22 protein-coding genes are annotated in these 23,007 nt (G+C 51.3%); 16 read left to right on the top strand and 6 right to left on the bottom strand.

The window, feature by feature from the left end; genetic code table 11:
* Window positions 1–286 precede the first annotated feature (286 nt).
* The 4 genes from BUE76_RS20195 to BUE76_RS20180 all read left to right on the top strand — a co-directional run bounded on the left by BUE76_RS20195 (window position 287) and on the right by BUE76_RS20180 (window position 5,146).
* Window positions 287–640, top strand: coding sequence for a hypothetical protein (locus BUE76_RS20195; RefSeq protein WP_073044467.1), 354 nt, complete (start codon window positions 287–289; stop codon window positions 638–640).
* 91 nt (window positions 641–731) lie between these two features.
* A complete protein-coding gene (locus BUE76_RS20190) occupies window positions 732–2,372 on the top strand; it encodes a peptidase domain-containing ABC transporter (protein ID WP_073044469.1) in 1,641 nt (546 codons plus the stop codon).
* 60 nt (window positions 2,373–2,432) lie between these two features.
* Entirely contained in the window at window positions 2,433–3,773 is a 1,341-nt protein-coding gene (locus BUE76_RS20185) for an HlyD family secretion protein (RefSeq protein WP_073044471.1), read from the top strand.
* Complete coding sequence (locus tag BUE76_RS20180) at window positions 3,773–5,146, top strand: TolC family protein (protein ID WP_073044473.1); 1,374 nt, start codon at window positions 3,773–3,775, stop codon at window positions 5,144–5,146. The genes BUE76_RS20185 and BUE76_RS20180 overlap by 1 nt, the downstream gene beginning before the upstream one ends.
* A gap of 124 nt (window positions 5,147–5,270) precedes the next feature.
* Here the strand turns inward: BUE76_RS20180 and BUE76_RS20175 are convergent, their stop codons facing one another.
* From BUE76_RS20175 to BUE76_RS20165, 4 genes are all read right to left on the bottom strand, one after another.
* On the bottom strand, window positions 5,271–5,639 hold the full coding sequence (locus BUE76_RS20175) for a helix-turn-helix domain-containing protein (RefSeq protein WP_073044475.1): 369 nt from the start codon (window positions 5,637–5,639) through the stop codon (window positions 5,271–5,273).
* Between the two features lie 42 nt (window positions 5,640–5,681).
* Complete coding sequence (locus BUE76_RS20170; protein WP_216820691.1) at window positions 5,682–6,674, bottom strand: L-threonylcarbamoyladenylate synthase; 993 nt, start codon at window positions 6,672–6,674, stop codon at window positions 5,682–5,684.
* On the bottom strand, window positions 6,647–6,847 hold the full coding sequence (locus tag BUE76_RS25490) for a DUF6671 family protein (RefSeq protein ID WP_394333544.1): 201 nt from the start codon (window positions 6,845–6,847) through the stop codon (window positions 6,647–6,649). Before BUE76_RS25490 ends, BUE76_RS20170 begins: the two co-directional genes overlap by 28 nt.
* Before the next feature lie 194 nt (window positions 6,848–7,041).
* A complete protein-coding gene (locus BUE76_RS20165; protein WP_083596565.1) occupies window positions 7,042–8,532 on the bottom strand; it encodes an NADP-dependent isocitrate dehydrogenase in 1,491 nt (496 codons plus the stop codon).
* 231 nt (window positions 8,533–8,763) lie between these two features.
* Here BUE76_RS20165 and BUE76_RS20160 point away from each other — a divergent pair, with 231 nt between their 5' ends.
* From BUE76_RS20160 to BUE76_RS20100, 11 genes are all read left to right on the top strand, one after another.
* The gene (locus tag BUE76_RS20160; protein ID WP_073044479.1) at window positions 8,764–9,120 is read left to right on the top strand and encodes a hypothetical protein; all 357 of its coding nucleotides are present in this window, start codon (window positions 8,764–8,766) and stop codon (window positions 9,118–9,120) included.
* Window positions 9,121–9,282: 162 nt separating this feature from the next.
* Window positions 9,283–10,911, top strand: coding sequence for a SulP family inorganic anion transporter (locus BUE76_RS20155; RefSeq protein WP_073044481.1), 1,629 nt, complete (start codon window positions 9,283–9,285; stop codon window positions 10,909–10,911).
* Window positions 10,912–10,986: 75 nt separating this feature from the next.
* Window positions 10,987–11,619 (top strand): carbonate dehydratase, encoded by a 633-nt coding sequence (can, locus tag BUE76_RS20150; RefSeq protein WP_073044483.1) that lies wholly within the window; start codon window positions 10,987–10,989, stop codon window positions 11,617–11,619.
* A 146-nt stretch (window positions 11,620–11,765) separates the two neighbouring features.
* On the top strand, window positions 11,766–12,071 hold the full coding sequence (locus BUE76_RS20145) for a TFIIB-type zinc ribbon-containing protein (RefSeq protein WP_073044485.1): 306 nt from the start codon (window positions 11,766–11,768) through the stop codon (window positions 12,069–12,071).
* A 268-nt stretch (window positions 12,072–12,339) separates the two neighbouring features.
* Window positions 12,340–13,245, top strand: coding sequence for a gliding motility-associated ABC transporter ATP-binding subunit GldA (gene gldA, locus BUE76_RS20140; protein ID WP_073044487.1), 906 nt, complete (start codon window positions 12,340–12,342; stop codon window positions 13,243–13,245).
* Between the two features lie 445 nt (window positions 13,246–13,690).
* Complete coding sequence (gene eno, locus BUE76_RS20135) at window positions 13,691–14,974, top strand: phosphopyruvate hydratase (RefSeq protein ID WP_073044489.1); 1,284 nt, start codon at window positions 13,691–13,693, stop codon at window positions 14,972–14,974.
* A gap of 227 nt (window positions 14,975–15,201) precedes the next feature.
* Window positions 15,202–15,519, top strand: a complete 318-nt coding sequence (locus BUE76_RS20130; protein WP_073044491.1) for an FtsB family cell division protein — start codon at window positions 15,202–15,204, stop codon at window positions 15,517–15,519.
* An 86-nt stretch (window positions 15,520–15,605) separates the two neighbouring features.
* Entirely contained in the window at window positions 15,606–15,836 is a 231-nt protein-coding gene (locus BUE76_RS20125) for a hypothetical protein (RefSeq protein WP_073044800.1), read from the top strand.
* Between the two features lie 98 nt (window positions 15,837–15,934).
* Window positions 15,935–16,609 carry an endonuclease III gene (gene nth, locus BUE76_RS20120; RefSeq protein WP_073044493.1) on the top strand — a complete coding sequence of 225 codons (675 nt, stop codon included), beginning with the start codon at window positions 15,935–15,937 and terminating at the stop codon, window positions 16,607–16,609.
* Between the two features lie 251 nt (window positions 16,610–16,860).
* The gene (locus BUE76_RS20110) at window positions 16,861–19,167 is read left to right on the top strand and encodes a hypothetical protein (RefSeq protein WP_073044497.1); all 2,307 of its coding nucleotides are present in this window, start codon (window positions 16,861–16,863) and stop codon (window positions 19,165–19,167) included.
* 548 nt (window positions 19,168–19,715) lie between these two features.
* Window positions 19,716–20,843 (top strand): cellulase family glycosylhydrolase, encoded by a 1,128-nt coding sequence (locus tag BUE76_RS20100; RefSeq protein ID WP_073044499.1) that lies wholly within the window; start codon window positions 19,716–19,718, stop codon window positions 20,841–20,843.
* 176 nt (window positions 20,844–21,019) lie between these two features.
* Here BUE76_RS20100 and BUE76_RS20095 read toward each other — a convergent pair whose 3' ends face one another.
* Together BUE76_RS20095 and BUE76_RS20090 are read right to left on the bottom strand one after the other, a co-directional pair.
* Complete coding sequence (locus BUE76_RS20095) at window positions 21,020–21,241, bottom strand: hypothetical protein (protein WP_073044501.1); 222 nt, start codon at window positions 21,239–21,241, stop codon at window positions 21,020–21,022.
* Window positions 21,242–21,432: 191 nt separating this feature from the next.
* Window positions 21,433–22,017 (bottom strand): type 1 glutamine amidotransferase domain-containing protein, encoded by a 585-nt coding sequence (locus tag BUE76_RS20090; RefSeq protein WP_073044802.1) that lies wholly within the window; start codon window positions 22,015–22,017, stop codon window positions 21,433–21,435.
* A gap of 195 nt (window positions 22,018–22,212) precedes the next feature.
* On the opposite strand from BUE76_RS20090, the gene BUE76_RS20085 reads away from it, so the two are divergent.
* Window positions 22,213–23,007: N-acetylmuramoyl-L-alanine amidase (locus tag BUE76_RS20085; protein ID WP_076026751.1), on the top strand; the 795-nt coding region annotated here is incomplete at its 3' end.

Here is a 23,007-nt window from a genome sequence, read left to right as displayed (position 1 = left end):
TGGAGAACCTGGAGCACTTCAAACACGACTATGAAGCTACCGGCGGTACCGTGCAGCTGGTAGGTTTGCACAACCACAAACCCCTGTCGGAGCATAAACTGGCTGCCCGAAAAAAAGATTACAAAGGAGCAGTTTATGCATACTGATTTTTTAGCCGGCAACCTTCGGTGGTTGCTGGTTTTTTCTTTCCCTGCCTGAAATGAAAAGGAGTAGTCACCGATATTAATAAGAATTTTACCGAACCTATTTGTTCGTTTTTTTGTTCCATTCTACTTTCGCCCAATTAATGGCAACTAAATCTTCGATATCTTCTAACGGCAAATGGGCATCAGCCATACTGATGCTACTGGCTTTGTTGTGGTTATCGGTGAGCACACCATTTGTTTATGCCGCACAACAAAAGCTGGCTGCTATTGAAAAAGGCATTTCCAGTGCCGATGATGAAACCAACCCGCTTGCCGGCACCAACGAGGAAAAATCCGAGTCGGGGGTATATGCGCTATCCGAGTACCTGCACGAAACTATGCTGGCAGGTAATGTAGCCACCTGTTTGGTGAAATACGAGAAATGCCACCCGTCCAATTTATACTTTGCTTACCATCCCGAACTGCATAGCCCGCCTCCAAATAGCCTTGGCTGAACTTTTAATGGATTGGTGTGTACCTACCCCAATGATTTCACCCTGCAACCATAGGCTTCGTTACTGTTAACTGACCTAACCCCGGATATTTATGCAACAAACTGTCAGCCCCCTGTCCAGGCTGTGGAGCCTCGTGCGGCTGGATAAGAAAGACATTACGACCATTTACTTCTTTGCTATTTTGAACGGTATCATCCAGCTGTCGCTGCCCCTGGGCATACAGGCCATTATTGGTTTTGTGCTGGGTGGTTCCGTATCGGCATCGCTGGTGCTGCTTATTTCCCTGGTGGTACTGGGGGTGCTGTTCAACGGCCTGCTCCAGATCAACCAGATGAAGATCATCGAGCGCATCCAGCAAAACATCTTTGTGCGGTATGCCTATGCTTTTGCCGACCGCATCCCCAAGCTGGACCTCAAAAGCGTGGACAGCTACTATCTACCCGAGCTGGTCAACCGCTTTTTTGAAACACCCACGCTCCAGAAAAGTTTTGCCAAGCTGCTGCTGGACCTGCCCACGGCCATGATCCAGATTCTTTTTGGGCTATTGCTGCTTTGTTTCTACCACCAGGCTTTTATCTTCTTCGGGTTGATACTGGTATTCCTGCTTTGGCTGATCCTGAAAATAACTTCCTCGCGGGGCATGGAAACATCGCTGGAGGAAAGCAAGTATAAATATGCCGTTGCCGCCTGGTTTGAAGAGATGGCAAGGGTGATCAAGTCTTTTAAGTTTTCGCGCAACTCGGGTATTCATTTGCGCAAGGCCGACCGCAAGGCCATTGGTTACCTCGAAGCGCGCAAGCAGCATTTTGGTGTGCTGCTAAGCCAGTACCGCACCCTGGTTGCCTTTAAAGTGCTGATTACCGCGGCCATGCTGATTGTTGGTTCCATTCTCTTGCTCGACCAGCAGATCAATATCGGGCAGTTCATTGCTTCCGAGATCATCATCATCACCGTTATCACCTCCGTGGAAAAGATCATCGTAAACCTCGATAGCGTGTACGATGTCATGACCTCGGTAGAAAAGATTTCAAAGCTGGTGGAAAAGCCCGTGGAGCCCAGTGGCTCCATGCCCCTGCTGCCTACCCAGCGCATCGGCATCGAAGGTCGCAATGTTACCTTTGGTTACGATAATAGCCATCCCATCCTGCGCAATGTTTCCTTCCGCATAGCACCGGGCGAAAAAGTATGTGTTACCGGGGAAAATGGTGCGGGGAAAAGTACCCTGCTGCGTTTGCTCAGTGGCGCCTACTCCGATTTTGGCGGGTCGATCCTCGTCAATGGCGTGCCCATTTTCAATTACGATTTAGGTACTTACCGGGCTCAAACCGGTATCCTGTTGCACCATGAAGATATCTTCCAGGCTACGCTGCGCGAAAACCTGACCATGGGCAATGAAAACATCGACTCGCTCTACCTCAACGAGTTGGTAGAAAGGATTGGCCTGACCGATTTCCTGGCCAGCCTGGACCGGGGCTACGATACCGAGCTGGACCCTGCCGGCAAACGCCTGCCGCGCAACGTGGTGCAAAAGGTGCAACTGGTGCGGGCCCTGCTGTGCAAGCCCCAGTTGCTGCTGCTCGAAGAACCCTGGCAGGGCATTGAGCAGCCCTACCGCGATATGATTCAGGACCTGCTGCTGAACGAACTGGATGGCACCACGGTAGTCATTTCTTCCATTGATGAAAGTTTTGCCCGCCGCTGCAACCAGGTTATTGAACTCCAACCCAAATAAAATTTCCGGGGCGGCAGTAGCACGCCAGCGCGTATGCCCCGGGTACAAATAAATGTCAATATGAACACGACCCAGTTTTCGGCATACAACCATGTGTACCGCCAGAACAAGGAAAGCCATATCCGAACCTGGCTGATGATCCTCCTTGGCGCACTGATCATTATACTTTTTCTGCCCTGGACCCAAAACATCAGGGCCCGCGGCAATGTAACGGCCTGGAGCCAGGAAGACCGGCCCCAGGAAATCAATTCCATCATCGGTGGCCGCATTGTAAAATGGTATATCCGTGAAGGCGATTTTGTGCAGCGGGGCGATACCCTGGCACAACTGGCCGAAGTAAAAGTAGACTACCTCGATCCCAACCTGGTAGCCCGTACCAAGGAGCAGCTGGACGCCAAGGAAATGACCGTGAATTATTACACCAACAAAGTACAAACCGCCCAGTCGCAGATTGGTGCCCTGCAGCAGGCCCTGGAAATCAAGATCAGCCAGCTGGAAAATAAAACCCGGCAGCAGCGCATCAAAGTGCAAAGCGACAGCATGGAAATGGTAGCTGCCAACAATGATTTCAGTATTGCTACCAAGCAGTTTGCCCGCCAGCGCACCATGTTTGACAGCGGCCTGGTATCGCTCACCCAGTTTGAGCAGCGCAACCAGACCTACCAGAATGCAATGGCCAAGAAAATATCGGCTGAAAACAAATTTGTAAACAGCAAACAGGAACTCGGCATCCTTGCCTTGGAACTGAATGGCACCCGCCAGGAGTATACCGAGAAGATCTCCAAGGCTGAAGGGGATCGTTTTCAGTCGCTTTCGCAAATAGCCACCGGCCAGGGCGATATTGCCAAACTGCAGAACCAGTATGCTTCCTACAGTATCCGCAATGGCATGTATTATATCATTGCGCCGCAAAGCGGGCAGGTGATAAAAGCCAGTAAAAGCGGTATTGGTGAAATTGTAAAAGAAGGGGAGATGCTGGTGCACGTGGTGCCTACCGATATACAGTATGCAGTGGAAATGTATGTGCGTCCCGTGGATCTGCCCCTGGTGAATGTGGGCCAGGCGGTGCGCTTTATGTTTGATGGTTTTCCTGCCATTGTATTCAGCGGCTGGCCCCAGGCTTCCTATGGCCTTTTCTCGGGCCGCGTGGTGGCGGTGGAAAGCGATGTCAGTACCAATGGTAAATTCAAGGTGCTGGTAACCGAGATGCCCGGTGAAAGGGCGTGGCCAAAAGAATTGAAGATGGGTACCGGTGCCAGCGGCATTGCCCTGCTCAAAAATGTGCCGGTATGGTACGAGCTGTGGCGGAATATCAACTCTTTCCCCCCTGATTATTACAAACCCGAAGCACCGGCTGCTAAAGACGGTAAAGAGGATAAAGCTGTTGTAAAAGCAAAATGATGAAGCGACTACTGCTATTGGTTTTCCCTTTTTTGTCCCTTTGGTCGCAGGCCCAGCCCGTGTTTACACAGCGTGCGTTTTTTGACGTGATCCGTGCCTACCACCCTGTTGCCCGCCAGGCTCAGTTGCAGGTAGATATTGCCCGTGCCGAAATTACTGTAGCCCGCGGTGCCTTTGATCCTACCATCGGCACCGACCTGGGGCTAAAGGAGTTTAAGGGTACTGAGTATTACAACTACCGCAATCACCAGCTCAATATTCCTACCTGGTTTGGCATCAACCTGAACGCAGGACTTGAATATTTAGACGGCACCCGCACCAACCCGGAAGATACCAAGGGCAAAAGCAGTTATATAGGGGTGGCGGTGCCGCTGGCAAAAGGGCTGCTGATGGACGAGCGTCGTGCCGCCCTGCAGCAGGCCCGCATCTTCCAGCGCTCCTCGCTGGAGGAGCAGCGGATCATGCTCAATGACCTGCTTTACGATGCGGCAAAAGCCTATTGGGACTGGTGGGAGCAGCACGAAACCTACAAGTTGTTCCAGGCGGCTTATGACAATGCCAGCCAGCGTTTTCGCCTCATAAAAACCGCGTATGAAATTGGCGAGCGCCCTGCCATTGATACCCTCGAAGCGCTTGCGCAGTTGCAAAGCTTCCAGGTACAAAGGGCACAGGTAGCGCAGGAGCTGCAAAACGCAAGGCTGCAGCTTTCGGTGTATTTGTGGCAGTCCGAAGGTGAGCCTTACGACCTGCCGGCCGATGTGGCGCCCGCCGTACCTGATGGACCGGTGCTGGCCGATATTGAAGCGATGGAGCAGCTGGTGGCCAATCATCCGGCATTGCGCCAGTATGGTTTCAAACTCGATGCCCTGCAAATAGACCGCAGGCTGAAGCTCCAATACATGCTGCCTTATGCCACTTTTAAATACAACCAGCTGGTAAGTGGTCATGGCATCACCGGCGCCTTCAAGGAGCCGCTGTTTCACAATAATTTCCGGTACGGGTTAAGCCTTTCCATGCCGCTGCGCATTTCCGAAGGGCGTGGATTGTACCGCCAGGCAAGGCTGAAAATAGAAAGCACTGAATGGGAAAGACTGAACAAACAGGTGCAGCTGCAAACCAAGGTGCGCCAAAGCCGCAACGATTGGGAACAGCTGTTGCAGCAGGTGTCGCTCCAGCGCACCGCTGTTACCCAGTATGCCACCCTGCAACGTGCCGAAGAAGTACGGTTTTTCAATGGGGAGAGCTCCCTGTTCCTGATCAATAGCCGCGAGATCAAAACCCTGGAAGCCAGGCAAAAACTGATTGAGCTGCAATCCAAGCAACAGAAAGCCGCGGTAAGCATCCGTTGGGCTGCCGGTGTGCTGGCCAACTAAATGTTGGGGCAAACAGCGGCCTTCTGGTAAATAAAAAGCAGCACACGCAGGTGCTGCTTTTTTCATTTGTTTTCCTTTGAAGGGAAAGGGTGTTGGTTATTCGTGCGGATAATATGTTCAATGATCAATGTACTGCCGCAATGGTATTTTCTGCTGCTATCAGCAGGGACATGGCCACCATGTAGTTATCGTGTTTCAACACATGTTTGGCGGCCAGTTTTTCATCCAGCATCCTGATGCGTTCTGCCAGTTGGTCCTTGGTAATGGTTTTTGGTAAAATGATGGGCCGGTGAATTTCAAAATCGTCTTTTAGCAGGTCCAGCACCGGCACTTCCAGGATTTTGGACAACTGGCGCACATGGTGCACCGTTAGCTGGGTGATATTGTTTTCAATTTTGCTATACGCGTTTTGGGAAATACCCATCTGGGAGGCTACCCATTTCTGGGAGTAATTTTTAAACTCCCTGTACTGGCGGATGATGGAACCGGGCATCGCTGGCTTTTGATGCTTTTAACAATCTGAGCAGAATAATGTTCAATGTGCGGCCCTGCTCAGGCGGTCGTTTATTGCACATCCTTCGCCCTTTTCAGGCGCCACTTCGGCAATGATACGGCTTACCGGAAGTGCTTCTGCCTGGTGCAGGGCTGCGTATAGGTTGCGGGCCGCTTCGGCGGTATCGCCCTGTGGGCTTAGTACCAGTTGGTAGGGGGTGTTCAGCCCTTGTTTTATTTCCGAAAAATTGATCACGGCATAAGGCTCCTGGAGGGTTGCTGCCACTGCTGCAACATCGTTGGTAAGCGTCAGCGGAATGCGGGGTGCATAGTGCAGGTGGTGCATGCCGGGCGCCACCACGGGCCGGTGCAATCCATTTGCCAGTTGTATGCCGGGCACAACAGCTTCCAGGGCTTCCAGGGGCAGTGCGCCTACCCGGTACACCACCGGCTGGTTGTTTTCAAAGCCAACAATGGTAGACTCTAGGCCAGCGGTGCAGGCACCGCCATCGAGTATATATGGTATGCGGCCATCGAGCTGGGCCAGCACATGTGCCGGCGTGGTGGGGGAAATACGGGTGTAGCGGTTGGCGCTGGGTGCTACCAACGGCATGCCTGCAGCACGAATCAGGGCTTGCGCTACCGGGTGCGCAGGAAAACGGACGGCTACCCGCGGAAGCCCGGATGTAACAGCATCCGGGATATGTGCCTTGCGGGGCAGGAGCAGGGTAAGGGGGCCGGGGGCAAAATGCTGCAACAATAGACGGGCAGTATCGCTGATACCGGTAGCAACTTCGTCCACCTGTGCCACATCGGCCAGGTGCACAATCAGTGGGTTGGTGGCCGGGCGCTCCTTGGTGGCAAATACCCTGGCTACCGCCTCGGGGTTGAAGGCGTCGGCAGCAAGGCCATACACCGTTTCGGTAGGCATGGCAATACAATGTCCTTCCCGAAGGTATTGTGCCGCCCGTGCGGTATCGGTGCCGGTGATGGTGTGGTATTGCGCTATCATGTTGCGGCCGCAAAGGTAGGCCATGCCGCCGAACATGCCGTCATCCTTGCTTGTGGATTGCAGTAGTTGCAGCCCTGCAGGACTTCAACGGGCGCATAAAAAACAGGATGCCTGCCAAACGACCCTTCGCTAGCGAGGGCCAGGCGGCATCCTGTTTGGTTAAAGGCATCAAAACATTTTTGGCGGGCGGTGGCCATTGTCGGCAACGGTCGCGTCATTTCGTTGCAGCATATGCCATACCGGTCCGTATCAAAAATTGGGTGCTACAAATGCTGTCACCCCCAGAATTCGTGTCAGCATGGGCTGCAGCACCCGTTCTTTTGCTGTTTTGTACCCATCACCAGTCGTTCGCCAGAAAAAAGCTAGTACCGGGACAGCAATGTTTTTCATCCTATTGTCCCTGCCCGGCAGTATAGGCCGGTACGCCATTGAAACGATATAGGTTTTCCGTTTTGATGATATCCAGTCCGGCGTCATTTATCTTTTTCAGCAATTGAATTACCGCGTTGTAGCACTGCAGGTGCGGTGTCTGGCAAAGAAAGCGGCAGCGCCAGTGGTCGGTGCAGAAGGTTTCGGGAAAACCGTTGGGCCACACCTTGGTACCCCTGTTCGAGATCATGGACAGCCTGAGGGTGCCTACCTGCAGCGGCGCAAGGATGGCTGCCAGCGCATCGGGGTCACGATGGTTGTGGTGCAGGAAAATATCCACGCCATCCAGTACTTTTTCGGCCTGCACTCTTTCTTTCAATTGAACCTTGATCACTCCCGAATCACCACTATAACTAACCTTGGGCAGCAATTGTGGCTGCTGGCCCAGCCTTTCAATAACCGCATCGGCAAAGGCCCGGGTACCCACTTTTTGTTTGGAAGATATTTCCTTGAAAATATCATAGGTATGTATGCCATCTTCCATGGTGCGCAGCCAGGCGTTGTGCACTTTTTCGGCAATATCGTGCTGCCCGATGTGCACCAGCATCTGTACGGCACCCAGCAGCAGCCCCGAAGGATTGGCAAGGTCCTGCCCCGCACGACGGGGCGCCGAGCCATGGATGGCTTCAAACATGGCAAAGCCTTCGCCTATATTGGCGCTGCCCGCCAGTCCAACCGACCCGGTGATCTGTGCGGCCACATCACTCAGGATATCGCCATACAGGTTGGGCATTACAATCACGTCAAAAGCTTCGGGTGTATCGGCAAGCTTGGCGGCGCCGATGTCTACAATCCAGTGTTCTTTTTCCAATTCGGGGTATTCGGCGCCTATTTCGTCAAACATCCTGTGAAAAAGCCCGTCGGTCATCTTCATGATGTTGTCCTTGGTAAAGCAGGTCACCTTTTTACGGCCATACACTTTTGCGTATTCAAAAGCATAGCGGATGATCTTTTCGGTGCCGGGGCGGGAGATAAGTTTAAGGCATTGCACCACCTCGTCGGTTTGCTGGTGCTCGATACCCGCGTACAGGTCTTCCTCGTTTTCGCGGATGATGACCACATCCATTTTTGGGTGTTTGGTGGTAACGTAAGGGTGGTAGGATACACAGGGCCGCACATTGGCAAAAAGTCCCAGCACTTTGCGGGTGGTGACGTTAAGGCTTTTAAAACCGCCCCCCTGCGGTGTCGTAATGGGGGCTTTCAGAAATACTTTGGTCCGCCGCAGCGACTCCCAGGCTGAGGGCTCAATGCCCGCACTATTGCCTTGCAGGTACACTTTTTCACCGATCTCTATGACTTCAATGTCGAGGGCGGCTCCGGCAGTCTGCAAAATCCGCAAGGTGGCATCCATGATCTCGGGGCCGATGCCATCGCCATAGGCTACCGTTACAGGAACCGGTTTGCGATCAACTACCAAATCTGTCCGAGGCGCAGTTTGTAGTAAGGCGTCCATTTGATTTTTAAACAAAACAATCGGCTCTGTCTTGCTTATTGAAATAAAACAGCGCAAACCACAACCCCAGGTTATAACTCACTACCGTGGGTTTTAATCCTGATTGTTAAAAGATTTTTGACCTGTTTGGCCTGTTTGCTGAACGGCTAAGGCGTGAAATGCTAAAAAATCAAGGGTAATTAACCTTAAATTCTATGGCTTAGCTCCCGCTTGTGTACCTTTAGCCCGTTCATGCGTTCCAAGATTTTCACATACGACCAGGTGTTTCAGCGCTTTCACAGCCTGCTGATGATGGTGTTGCTGTTATGGCTCACCGTGAGTGCACCCGTGGTGTATGCCGCCCAGCAGGATACCCTGGTGGCGTGGCACGACCTGGCCGATGATGATGATAGTGGCAACCCTTTGTCCGGCACCAACGAGGAGAAGGTAGAAGGTGGGGCAACCTCCTTATCCGAATACCTGCACGAAGTGCACCCGCCCTTGCCTCCTTTAGGTGCCGCCCTTGCTGCTTTTAAAGCCCATGCTGCCGAAACCCTCCAGGTGTTTCACCCCGAACTACTTTCCCCGCCTCCCGAGTTTACCCTTTGATTGCCTTGCAGCCGGCATCCTGCCGCCTGCCATCTTGTATCTGCACGTATCAACTATAGCAGTTAGCCATAGTGCGTCCTTGTTGTCCGTTCCGGCTTAGGAACCTTATGCCCTTGTGTGGAAGGGGTTTCTCCTTGTAATCAAAGTGTAAATTTTATCGTGATGACGCAATCTGCAGCATCTCCGTTCAAGACCCTCCGTTCTGATTTTCCCGCTTCCATTGTTGTATTTCTTGTTGCGCTGCCCCTTTGCCTGGGAGTGGCCCTGGCTTCCAACGCACCCCTGTTCAGCGGCATTATTGCCGGTGTGGTTGGCGGAGTCGTTGTCGGTTTTTTGAGTGGCTCGCAACTGAGCGTAAGCGGTCCCGCGGCCGGACTTACCGCCATTGTGGCCGCGGCCATTTTAAAGCTGCCTTCATTTGAAACCTTTTTGCTGGGGGTGGTCCTTTGCGGCATACTCCAGATCATTTTTGGTTTTGTAAAAGGCGGTGTGATCGGCGATTATATCCCCAGTGCCGTAATCAAGGGTATGCTGGCTGCCATCGGCCTGATCCTTATTTTAAAGCAGTTGCCCCACCTGGTAGGCTATGATGCCGATTATGAAGGCGATGAAAGCTTTGCGCAGGGCAACAATGAAAATACTTTTACCGCCATCGCCCATGCCTTCAGAGCCATTACGCCCCTGGCAGCCCTGATCGGTTTGGTAGGACTGTTATTCCAGATATTCTGGGAGAAGTTTACTGCCGGTAAAAAAGGATTTATCCGCCTTATTCCGGCGCCCCTGGTGGTGGTGCTGCTGGCGGTGGGTATCAACCTGGCCTTTAGCGCCTCGGGCAATGCTTTGCAAAACAGCCACCTGGTAAACATCCCGGTGGCCAGCAATCCTTCGGAGTTTGTTTCTTTTTTCACCCTTCCCGATTTTGCACAGGTGGTAAACCCCGAAGTATGGATAACGGCCGTAACGCTGGCCCTGGTAGCATCGCTGGAATCGCTGCTGAGCATTGAAGCCATCGACGACCTGGACCCTTACCAGCGGGTAACCAATAAAGACCGCGAACTGAAAGCCCAGGGCGTGGGTAATATCGTTTCGGGCCTGATTGGCGGATTGCCGGTGACTTCTGTAATTGTACGCTCTTCGGCCAACGTAAACTCGGGTGCACAAAGCAAGATGTCCACCATCATGCATGGTTCCATGCTCCTGCTTTCCGTGGCGCTCATTCCCGTACTGCTCAACCAGATTCCGCTGGCGGCACTTGCGGCCATCCTCATTTATACGGGTTACAAACTGGCCAAGCCTTCCCTGTTCAAGATGTTTTACAAAAAGGGCTGGGACCAGTTCCTGCCTTTTGTGATCACCATTGTAGCCATCCTGATGACCGACCTGCTGAAAGGCGTGGCCATCGGTATTGGTATTGGGCTCATTTTTGTGTTGCGTACCAACTTCCGCAGCGCGGTATTTGTGGTAAACGATGCTAAAAACTACCTGTTTCGTTTCCGCAAGGATGTCAGCTTTCTCAACAAGCCGATTGTGAAAAACAAACTGGAAGAAGTGCCCGAAGGTTCTTTTGTGCTGATTGATGCCAGCCGGGCCGATTTTATTGACAAGGACGTGATTGAGGTGATCGAGGACTTTATGGTGCATGCACCGCTCAAGGACATTAAGGTGGAGTTGAAAAAAAGTATGTACCGCGATCAGGGCTTTGCCCAACAGTTCAACGGTAATGGCGATAGCCTGCACAAATCCTATATGCCCGAAGCTGAACGGGTGCTAACCCCCGAGGTTAGCCATTGAACACCAAACGACATTCCTTAACACTGACCGGAAAATATCTGGAAAGGAAATTACCAATAGCTTAAATTCATTTACATGTTTTCGTACGAAAAATTATTGCTGGAAAACAAGGCCTGGGCCGCAGAAAAAGTATCCGAGGATGCTGATTATTTTAACCGCCTGGCCGATATTCAGAAACCTGAGTTCCTGTGGATCGGATGCAGCGACAGCCGCGTGCCGGCCAATGAAATTACAGGTACCCAGCCGGGTGAAATCTTTGTGCACCGCAACGTAGCCAATATGGTGGTGCATACCGATTTAAACCTGCTGACAGTGCTTGATTATGCCGTTAACCACCTGAAAGTAAAACACGTGATTGTGTGCGGCCACTACGGCTGCGGAGGGGTGAAGGCCGCTACCACCCAACACAATTTTGGGATCATCAACAAATGGCTGCGGAATATCAAGGACGTGTATCGTATTCACCGCGATGAACTGGAAAGCATCAGTGATGAGAGTCAGCGTGTGGACCGCCTGGTGGAACTGAACGTACAGGAGCAGGTGATGAACCTGGCCAAAACTTCCATCATCCAGAAAGCCTGGAAACACGACCAGCGCCCGGCCCTGCACGGTTGGGTGTATGGGCTTAAGGATGGCATCATCAAACCCGTATTTGAAATGATGCCGGGAACGCATATCGATCCTATTTACGAGTTCGATGATTTGTAAATAGCCCGCCAAAAGTCAAAAGCGCAGGCCCTGGGTCTGCGCTTTTGTATTAGCGTCATTTAATATGAACCCTGAAGTTGGTATCCCAATGGCTAACTTACCGGTCAGGTCTTTGTTTACCATTGCCTGCATTTAAAACTTTCCTCATGAACTGTCCCAATTGCAATGTGCACCTGGTAATGGCCGACCGCCAGGGCGTGGAAATAGATTATTGCCCGCAGTGCCGCGGGGTATGGCTCGATCGTGGCGAACTGGATAAGATCATCGAGCGCTCGTCGAACTTTACCGCCAGGCCCGATGCTCCGCCGCAGTACAATCCATACAAGCAGGATCATAAGCCCTACCCCGATCAAAAGCACTATCCCGACCAGAAGTATGGGCATGGTTACGACCCGCACCATAAGCACCACAAGAAGAAGGGGTTTCTGTCGGATTTCTTTGATTTCGATTAAACCGCAGATATGTGTGATTTTAAATGATTTGTATGAACCTGCTGCCCTGTAAACTAAAAAGTGCTGAAGCGAGTGGTAGCATGCTCATTTGCTGTTGAAAAGTGAACTGATGGTTTACCCATCTGAAGTTTACCATCCATATTGTTTTTAGATGATCGACTTAACGAACTAGATGATGTCTATTTCTGCATTTAGTTGGTTCATACAAATCATTTATAATCATACAAATCTGCCGTTCTCTTTACTTTAGCCCTCCCAAACCCATTACATGTCAATTGAAGTAAGCGGACTCACCAAGCTGTATGGCGCCCAGCGGGCGGTGGATGGTATTTCCTTTTCGGTAAAAAAAGGGGAGATCGTGGGTTTCCTGGGTCCCAACGGTGCGGGCAAGTCCACGACCATGAAAATGATCACCGGCTACCTGCAGCCCGATGGCGGTAAGGCCCTGGTGAGCGGTATTGATGTGGCCGCCGATCCTTTGGCGGCAAAGAAAAGGGTAGGCTACCTGCCCGAATCGAATGCATTGTATTACGACCTCTACGTGCGGGAATACCTGGGTTTTATTGCAGATGTACACGGCCTGGATGGTGCCAAAAGCCGGATTGAGGAAGTGATCCAAACCGTTGGCCTGAGCCCGGAAAGCAGCAAGAAAATAGGGCAGTTGTCCAAAGGTTATAAACAACGGGTAGGCATTGCCGCAGCCCTGCTGCACAATCCCGAAGTGCTGATCCTCGATGAACCAACCAGTGGCCTCGATCCCAACCAGATCGTAGAGATACGGGAAGTAATCAAAGCGCAGGGAAAGGATAAACTGGTGCTGTTTTCCTCCCATATCCTCCAGGAAGTGGAAGCCATCTGCGACCGGGTAATCATTATCAATAAAGGCAAGATCGTTGCCGACGAAAACCTGGCCCTCCTCCAGCAGCGCTCGGCTGCCAACTATGTACGGGTGGCTTTCCAGGAACCCCTGGAGCCCGAATGGCTGCGCAGGCTGGCCGGCGTGGATATAGTGGAAAAGCTGGATGCCCAAAACTGGCGGCTGCACACCAGGGAACCGGAAACAGTACGCAAACAACTGCTGCAACTTTCGGTAGAACATGGCCTCAACATCGTATCGCTGCATAATGAAAGCGGGAGCCTGGAAGAAGTGTTCCGCAAACTGACGGCAGGCTGAGGCTTTTTGAACCACAAAGGCACAAAGTCAGGAGGAGGCACAAAGGGAAACTGGGAAAGTCCTTCGGGTACTTCGGTTTTCCTTTGTGTTTTTTGTGCTGTAGACAAGACAACAGCACTCAGCGGGGATGCTTCCTTTTGTACAAAGGAAAGCCGCTCTTTGCATTCTTTGCTCACTTGCGTCATTGCGCGAACTACTGCTGCTGTCACCACTCCTTACCGCTCAGCCAAAAGGTTACATTTTTTTCAAAAACACCTTCTAAAATAACCGGCAACCCGGGCTGTGCTGATTTGCCTCCAAATGCTTTTCTTTGCACCACCCAAAGAATGTTCAACGAACAAACCCTGCCATTCCCGATCATACAAAGGCAAGCCGTAAATTTTGCCGATTATCTATTGGGAGGGCTGCTTGGGAGATTGCCCTGATAAACAAAAAACAATAATACATGAGCTACATTGCCGAGATCTTTGCCCGACAGATCCTTGATAGTCGTGGTAACCCTACCGTAGAAGTAGATGTTGTAACCGATGACGGTGCCATGGGCCGCGCTGCGGTACCCAGTGGTGCTTCTACCGGTATTCACGAAGCCGTGGAACTGCGCGACAACGATAAGAGTGTATACGTGGGTAAAGGTGTGCTGAAGGCTGTAGAGAACGTAAACAAAACCATCGCTCCCGAACTGCTGGGCAACGATGTAGCCGACCAGACCGGCATCGACGAACTGATGATCCGCCTGGACGGTACCGAGAACAAGAGCAAGCTGGGCGCCAACGCCATGCTGGCCGTTTCGATGGCCGTAGCTAAAGCCGCTGCTGAAGAAGCTGGTCTGCCCCTGTTCCGCTACGTAGGTGGCACCAATGCCAAGACCCTGCCCGTTCCCATGATGAACATCCTGAACGGTGGCGCACACGCCGATAACAAGATCGACTTCCAGGAATTCATGGTAATGCCCGTAGGCGCCGCTTCTTTCTCTGAAGGTCTGCGCTGGGGTGTGGAAATCTTCCACGCACTGAAAACCGTTCTGAAAAAGAAAGGCTACAGCACCAACGTGGGTGACGAAGGTGGTTTCGCCCCCAATATCCAGAGCAACGAAGAAGCCATCGAAACCGTACTGACCGCCATTGAGGCTGCCGGTTACAAAGCGGGTTCGCAGGTGTTCATCGCCATGGACGCCGCCAACAGCGAACTGTTCAAAAACGGAAAATACACCTTCCACAAGAGCGACGGCAAAACCCTGACCTCCGACGAACTGGTAAAATACTGGGAGAACTGGGTGAACCAATACCCCATCTGCTCTATCGAAGACGGTATGGCTGAAGACGATTGGGATGGTTGGAAAAACCTGACCGAAACCGTAGGCAAGCGCGTACAGCTGGTGGGCGACGACCTGTTTGTTACCAACGTTACCCGCCTGGAGCAAGGTATCACCCGTGATATCGCAAACGGCCTGCTGGTAAAAGTAAACCAGATCGGTACCCTCACCGAAACCATCAACGCCGTAACCATGGCACAACACGCCGGTTACAACACCATCATGAGCCACCGCTCGGGTGAAACCGAAGACAGCACCATCGCCGACCTGGCTGTGGCCCTGAACTGCGGTCAGATTAAAACTGGTAGCGCCAGCCGCTCCGATCGTATGGCCAAGTACAACCAGCTGATCCGTATTGAGGAACTGTTGGGTGCTTCTGCCTACTACCCCGGCGCTAAGCTGAAATTTGGTAAATAACACCAACTGCGAATACAGAAGGGCCGTCCGTGAGGGCGGCCTTTTTTTGTAAACCTTGGAGGTTTTTTGATGCATCCAACCCATCCAACCCAAACCTATAAGGTTTTAAAAACCTTACAGGTTGCTGAAGCGGCTTTCAAAAACCTTCAAGGTTTATAAGTATTTCCCCGCAAAATCTTCCCGGTACTGCATCGCAGCCCAAAGCCCTGTATCTTTGCCCTGTTCGCATGAAATTCATCCGTTATATACCTGCCTTTCTCCGAAACAAATACCTGCTGGCCGGCACGGCCTTCGCGGTGTGGATGATTTTTTTTGATCGCAACGATTTTTTTACCCAGTACGACCGGTTACAGGAATTGAAAGCCCTGGAAAAAAGCAAGACCTATTACTCCGATCAAATAGCCAGGGAGCGCAAGTCGCTGGAAGAACTCCGGAACAATCCCGCAGCCATCGAGAAATATGCCCGCGAGCAGTACGGCATGAAAAGGGAAAACGAAGATGTTTTTGTGGTAATCAACCCGGCAAAAAACCAATCCCAACCCTAGCTGCACAATATTGTTAAAAGGCAGGCGTTTGAAGGAAGTCAACAATTTTGGAACTCCGTACCTCCATCCGGGAACTACCCAATTCTATGAACCTGTTTACGCCTGAAGATCTGCTGCTTTACCTCTACAAAGAAACAGACCCCGAGCAAACCGCTGCTATTGAAGCTGCCCTTGCACAGGACTGGACCCTCCGCGAAAAGCTGGCCGTGCTGCAAGCTGCCCAAAACCGGCTTAATACCCTGGTAGAGCAGCCACGTACCGAAACGGTGCTCAACATTCTGCGTTATGCCCGCCAGGAGGAAAAAATCAGTCAATAGCCTGGCGTATATAGTTCAAAGTTGGCGCACCTCCTGTTGTTCAGGTATTTAACTTTGAACTTTCAACTACTGCCTGCCGGCTATTCCACCACCTATCTATGACCCGAAAGGAAAGATTTGACTTTGTGATCGGCTATTTCCAGACCTTCAAACCGGAAGCCGAAACGGAACTCGATTTTGAAAATACCTACCAGTTGCTGGTTGCAGTGATTCTTTCTGCACAGTGTACCGATAAGCGGGTGAATATGCACACGCCTGCGCTTTTCCATAAATATCCCAACATTGACAAGCTGTACGATGCGCAGTACGACGACCTTTTTGATTTGATCAAAAGCATTTCTTTTCCCGGCAACAAAACCCGTCACCTGATGGGTATGGCGAAAAAGGTAAAGGAAAACTTCGGCGGCGAAATACCAATGACTGTAGAAGAATTGGTACAACTGCCGGGTGTAGGCCGTAAAACCGCCAATGTCATCACTTCGGTAGTAGACAACCAGCCCAATATGGCGGTGGATACGCATGTGTTTCGGGTATCGGCACGGCTGGGACTTACCCTCAACGCCAAGAACCCGCTGCAAACCGAACTGCAGCTCATCAAGTATGTGCCTAAGGAGCTGGTGCCCAAATTCCACCACTGGCTGATCCTGCATGGCCGCTACACCTGTATTGCCCGCAAACCCAAGTGCGCACAATGCCCCCTGAAGCCCGCTTGTAAATTTTACAGCAAACTCACCAAAAAGGATAAAGAAGCCCTGGGTATCATTCCCGAGTAAAGCTTTTAAATATGCAGCAGCCCCCGGGGCTGCTTTTTTTGCCCTTACGTTTAAAAAAGAAAGAACCCTGTGGCTGGCGCAGAGCTTGTATAACTGTTTTGGGGGCCGGCAGAACCATCCGCAGCCCTTTATTCCGGTTTGTACCAGGTTATTATGGCTTGAAAGATGCAGGTAGTTTGTTGGTGCCCATTTAAACTATTGAGCAAGGCAGCCATCCTAGCCAAGGCCTCCGGCCCATAAAACCCTTAACCATGAACGTTCTTGCGCACCAACATAGCGGCATCAACAGCCTGTTTTCCCTGCAACCCCTGGTGGCGGTATTGGAAAAGATTGTGCATGATGCAAAACCCGGCAGTGCCCGGTTGTATCAAAACTTGCTGGCTGAGGTAAAAGCCCAGCCTCAACTGCTGTATCCCACCGACGACCTGAAGGAACTGGCTGCCCAGCAGGAACTGGCTGATGCCCTGCTGGCCTCCATATTTCCACCGGCAACCTCCGAGCAGGAAGGCATTTTTGCCGTTACCTATCCTTTTCACAGCGAAGTGGTTTTTGCCTCCGATACTTTCCGCAAACTGTTTCTGACCGGCAGTGGTACAAACCTCTTTGTTCCCGGCAGGGAAGCGCTCTGGCGTATCGGGCAAGCATCGCTTCAACTGGCTTATAACCTGGTACTCCGCCGATACTATAACCAGCCTACGCCGGCTACTACCACCCTGGTACATTCCATCACCGATGAAAGCGGCCTTAACCGCTATTACGCGCTGAAGATGGACGCTCGTTTTGTAGGGGTGAAACTGGCTGACCCGGATTTTAACCTTGCCACCAATATCCCGGTGCAAAGTGCCCTGGATGTTTCGGAGTTGAAAAATGTACTGCCCATTGAACATTTTGTTTTTGAAGGCTTCATCGTGGTGGAAGTAACCGATGTAACCGCATCAGAAGTGATTGCCGCCATCAAAAACAGCTTGCTTTCCATCAATACCGCCTCCGATGTTACGGTTTATGCCGACCTGCAACTGCATGTGCGCACCCTGCTGGGTACCACGCATATGGAGGTGGGCATCACACCATTTTACCGGATGAATGATTATAACCTGTTTGCCGAAGCTTATTTCAGTAATAGCCTGCTGCTGCGCAAAGGTGCTGCGGCAGATAAGGCCAAACGGTTTAGCCGGCTGGCAACACAGCTCTTCCGCAATTCCGATCAGCCCCTGTTGTACAGCCGCCTGACCGAAGACCAGGGTGGCAGCCTGGTAAAAGCTTATTATGCCGAAGGGTTCCGCAGCCTGGTGTTGTGCCCGCTAAAATGTGATGACGGCGAGCTCATTGGTCTGCTGGAACTGGCCAGCACCGAGGAAGGGGTTTTTACCTTTACCCACCTTACCCGGCTGCAGCCTGCCATCCAGCTTTTTGCCCTGGCACTGGAAAAGCACGCCGAAAACCTGGAGCTGCAGGTAGACAAGGTTATCAAGGAGCATTTTACTGCCATACAACCCGCCGTGGAATGGAAGTTTACAGAGGCGGCTTTCAACTACCTGCAAGGCCAGCAAGGCGAGGACTCGGCAAAGATGGCAGCCATTGCTTTCGAAAATGTATATCCATTATACGGCGCCATCGATGTGCGCAACTCTTCGCTGGAACGCAACAATGCCATTCGGAAAGACATGGTAGAGCAGTTGGGTTATGCCGCCGCGGTACTTGAAAAGGCTACCGAGATTATGAGCTTTCCCCTGCTCCGTGAAATCTGTTTTAAGATCAACCGTTACCAGTCCGACGCCAGTGAAACCCTGCTGTCGGATGATGAACTGGCCATTTGCGATTTCCTGCAAAACGAGGTGCACAGCCTGCTGCTACACCTGCGGCAAACCCGCCCTGAGCTGGACCAGGCGGTGGCGGATTATTTTTCCAAACTGGATGCTGAGCGGGGCATGGTTTATCACCACCGCAAAGAATACGAAGAAAGCATCACCCGCATCAATGATGTGCTGGACCGCTTTATCGATGGCGAACAGAAAATGGCCCAGAAGGTATATCCCCACTATTTTGAACGTTATATCACCGATGGTGTGGAGTTCAATATTTATGTGGGACAAAGCCTGGCGCCCAATATGCCCTTCGACGAAATTTATGTGCACAATATGAAGCTGTGGCAACTGACGATGCTGGCCAGGGCCGCACGTATTTCCCGTGCCCTGGAGCAAAGGTTGCCCATGCCCCTGCAAACTACCCAGTTAATACTGGCGCATTCCATTCCGCTCAATATTTCGTTCCGTCGCAAGGAGCGCAAGTTTGATGTGGATGGCGCCTATAATATCCGATACGAGATCATCAAAAAAAGGATTGACAAAGTACACCTTAAAGAGTCGGAAGAGCGGCTTACCCAGCCCGGGAGGATTGCCATTGTATACTCGCAACAGAAAGAACTAACCGAGTACCTGGAGTATGTTGCTTTCCTGCAACACGAAGGGCTGCTGGATGAAAATGTGGAACACCTGGATTTGGAAGATACCCAGGGCATCAGCGGGCTTAAAGCGATCAGGGTAGAGGTGAAGTTTTAAGGGTAGTGTCGGTTGTGTGTAACCCTAACCCGTTCATGATAGAAAGTTCAAATTGTTGGCGCACTGTCTTGTCCTGCCAAACTTGATTCGGTATCCCTCGTTATTATAAACAGGTCTATAGTAGAGGGATGCCAACCAGCTTCGGCAGGACAGGACTTTAGCTAGCCGGGGGAACTTTTTAATCTTAATATTTACGAGTCTGTCAGGAAGTATTAATGGCAAGGATGAGAATTGCTCCTGCCTTCCGGAAATTGTTTGCCCATCCGGTTCTGTAAGTCCTCATTTCCAATATTACTGCTATTGCTTGCGTATTGAACTGCTGTAGCAGCATGGAAATTCCTATCTTTTCATTCATTTTTCTCCTTATATCCAACACTTCGTTTGGAATAAACCGGTTGGCTCCACCTGCCTTTCCAGCCCATTTCAACCGGGCTATTACCGCCTTCACCGACTAATTCATGTCTTAACACTATTATAGAATTATCCAATGTGTCTAATGCCCTTATTTTGGGTCTGAACCAGATAATAAACACCGAATTATCCATACCATGTCACCGGAAATGATCGCTCCGAATATGGAGCAAGACCCCGAACTGATCCACCGCTGGAGTGAAGCCAAAGCCGCCGCCTGGGCTCAAAAACATGGCTGGCTTGTAGGTTGCAATTTTGTGCCGCATACCGCCATCAACCAATTGGAAATGTGGCAGCCCGAAACCTTTGATCCCTTCCTGATCGACAAGGAACTGGGCTGGGCCGAAGACCTCGGTTTCAATACCATCCGCGTTTTCCTGCACCAGCTGTTGTGGGAGCAGGATTCCCAGGGGTTCCTGGAGCGCATCGATCTTTTTTTGAGCATCGCCCATAAACACGGTATCAAAACCATGTTTGTGCTTTTTGATGCTGTTTGGGATCCGTTTCCCAGCCTGGGCAAGCAGCCCGAGCCCAGGCACAATGTGCACAACTCGGGTTGGGTACAGTGCCCCGGCTACGATGTGCTGAACAATCCTGATCGCTACGATGAACTCCAAAGCTATGTGGAGGGTATCGTTAACCGTTTCAAGGATGACGAGCGGGTATTGATCTGGGACCTGTACAACGAGCCCGACAATATGAACCTGACTTCGTACAATGACCAGGATTATGTGCTGCACAAGGCCGAACTGTCCCGCGAATTGCTCCGCAAGTCCATTATCTGGGTACGTGCCATCAACCCGTTGCAACCCATTACCATGGGTCCCTGGCAGGAAGACTGGAGCGAAGTAGCCCGGCTTACCCGCATCGACCATTACATGTTCTCGCATTCGGATATTATATCCTTCCATTGCTACAAGGATGCGGAGATTACCGAAAAGCATGTTGTGGACCTGAAGCGTTACAACCGTCCCATGTTGTGCACAGAATATATGGCCCGGCCATTTGGCAGCACGTTCCAGGATATCCTGCCGGTGTTCAAAAAACACGGGGTGGGTGCTTACAACTGGGGCTTTGTAGCTGGTAAATCCCAAACACACTGTCCCTGGGATAGCTGGCAGATAACCTACCATGATGAGCCGGAATTGTGGTTTCACGATATTTTCCGTGCCAACGGGCAGGCCTACCGGCCAGAAGAAGTATCATTTTTAAAACAAATGCTGAAAGAAAAGAAAGAAGTCCTCCTTGCCGAAGAAGTGGCTTAAGTAAATATTGGGTTTAGACAACCAAAGAAGGCTGTTGGGTTTCCAACAGCCTTCACCTTTTTTAGGGCTTACAGATAGCAAAGATGGCGCAGATGTTTTAACATCAGGAAACTCCTGACCATGCTTCAATCCGTGTTATCTGTAGCTTCTGTGCGCAATGTTTATCAAACCCTTGTTCAGGGTGTTCTTTCGCCTTGCTGTACGCCGCTTTCATCCTGCTGGCCGTGTGCCTTTCCAGCCTTTTGTTCTTCCGACTCGTTCAGCATATTGCTCATGGGCTGGCTGTTGTTGCTCACCCCGCCTTTGTTGCCGGGCGTTGTGGTAGCGATATTATTCTGCTGTCCTTCCTGGTGCCCGTGTGTCTGGTGGTTTACATTGGGTTTCTCGTTGTTTTCCATAACTATAGGTTTGGGTTAAAGGGTACAAAAAGCAAACCAAGGAAGAGTGATGAGTAATAAGTGATGAGTGGAGCAGCTCATGGTAGTAAGTTTCGGTAGCGCTTATCATTTAAGTATTTAAAAAGATCGCTCAAACACCAATTACCGATTTAAACCTTCAAGACTCATCACTCATCACTCATTACCCATCATTACGCTTCCTGGGGTTGGGTAAACGCCGCCCTGGTATCGTGCTGGCCTTCAGAGATTTCTTCGATCATTTTTTTGTTGAAAGCCTCCAGGTCGCCGGGGTTGCGGCTGGTAACCAGTCCATTGTCGGTAACCACTTCCTTGTCTTCCCAGATCACACCTGCATTTTTCAGGTCGGTTTTGATGGAATTGTAAGAAGTCATTTTCCTGCCGCTGATCATGCCTGTTTCTACCAGCAGCCAGGGGCCATGACAAATGGCTGCAAGTGGTTTGCCCTGCTCCAGGAAATGCTGTGCAAAAGCCACGCATGCGGGATTGACGCGCATAAAGTCGGGGTTCATCACGCCACCCGGCAACAGCAGGGCATCGTAATCTTCGGGTCGGGCTTGGCTCAGGGGGACATCCACCGGAACTTCAATGCCCCAATGATCCTGGTCCCAGGCTTTTACTTTCTCCTGTTGTGGCGATACCACGTGTACGGTTGCGCCTGCTGCCTTCAATGCCTCAAGGGGGCTGGTGAGTTCAGACTGTTCAAAGCCATTGTCGGTAAGGATGGCTACTTTTTTGCCGGAAATGTTTTTGGCCATAGTAATGTTTTGGGCCTTGGTTTCAAAAACCAAACCAGCAATAGTAAGGAAATGGACATCAGGCAACGGGCGACAAGCGAAGGGTTAGGGTAGTCCGTGGTCCCTTGGTTGTCATCCTTTCTCCCCCGCTAGGTGCTTTCCCTCAAAATCATTTTGCCGGAGCTGACTGCCTCTGCCAGTGCTTAATTTTGCACCATGCTGCTCCACCGATTCTTTCTGCTCCTGGCAATAGGCTTCCTGGCTCTTGCCTGTAACCGCAACCCTTATAAAGCCACCAACAAATCGTACCGCAAACAGGTGAAAACATTGGCGAAACAGTTGCGGCAAAAGCCCCTGCCCGCCAATACCGCGGAAGGCTGGGTGGGTACCGTTAATTTCAACCTGCGCAAACCCAATATTGTGGTCATCCACCATACGGCGCAAAACAGTTGCGATCAAACCCTGCAAACTTTTACCAAGGTCCGTACACAGGTAAGTGCCCACTATGTTATTTGCCGCGATGGAAAGGTGCAGCACATGCTCAACGATTACCTGCGGGCATGGCATGCCGGCTCCGGCAGTTGGGGCAATATCACAGATGTAAACTCTTCCTCTATAGGAATAGAACTGGATAATAACGGCAATGAACCCTTTGCGCCAGCGCAGATGGACGCACTGTTAAGCCTGCTGCAAACGCTGAGGAGCAATTACAATATTCCGCCAGCCAATTTCGTGGGCCACTGCGATGTAGCGCCCGGCCGCAAAACGGACCCCAGTGTTTATTTTTCCTGGAAGCAGCTTGCTGATAAAGGCTTTGGGATTTGGTACCACGATACTACAGGGCTGAAGCCGCCCGCCCAGTTCCAGGACCTGCAGGCACTGCGCATAGTGGGTTACAGTACCCGCGATTCAATTGCTGCCCGGAAAGCATTTGCCTTGCATTTTATGCGCGATACTACCGGCTTGTGGACCGACCAGCACCGCAAAGTATTGTATGCCCTGGTGCAGCAG

Origin of the sequence: Cnuella takakiae (genome assembly GCF_001953305.1) — a bacterium.
Classification (GTDB): domain Bacteria; phylum Bacteroidota; class Bacteroidia; order Chitinophagales; family Chitinophagaceae; genus Flavisolibacter; species Flavisolibacter takakiae.
This window is presented reverse-complemented; position numbering and strand designations above follow the sequence as displayed.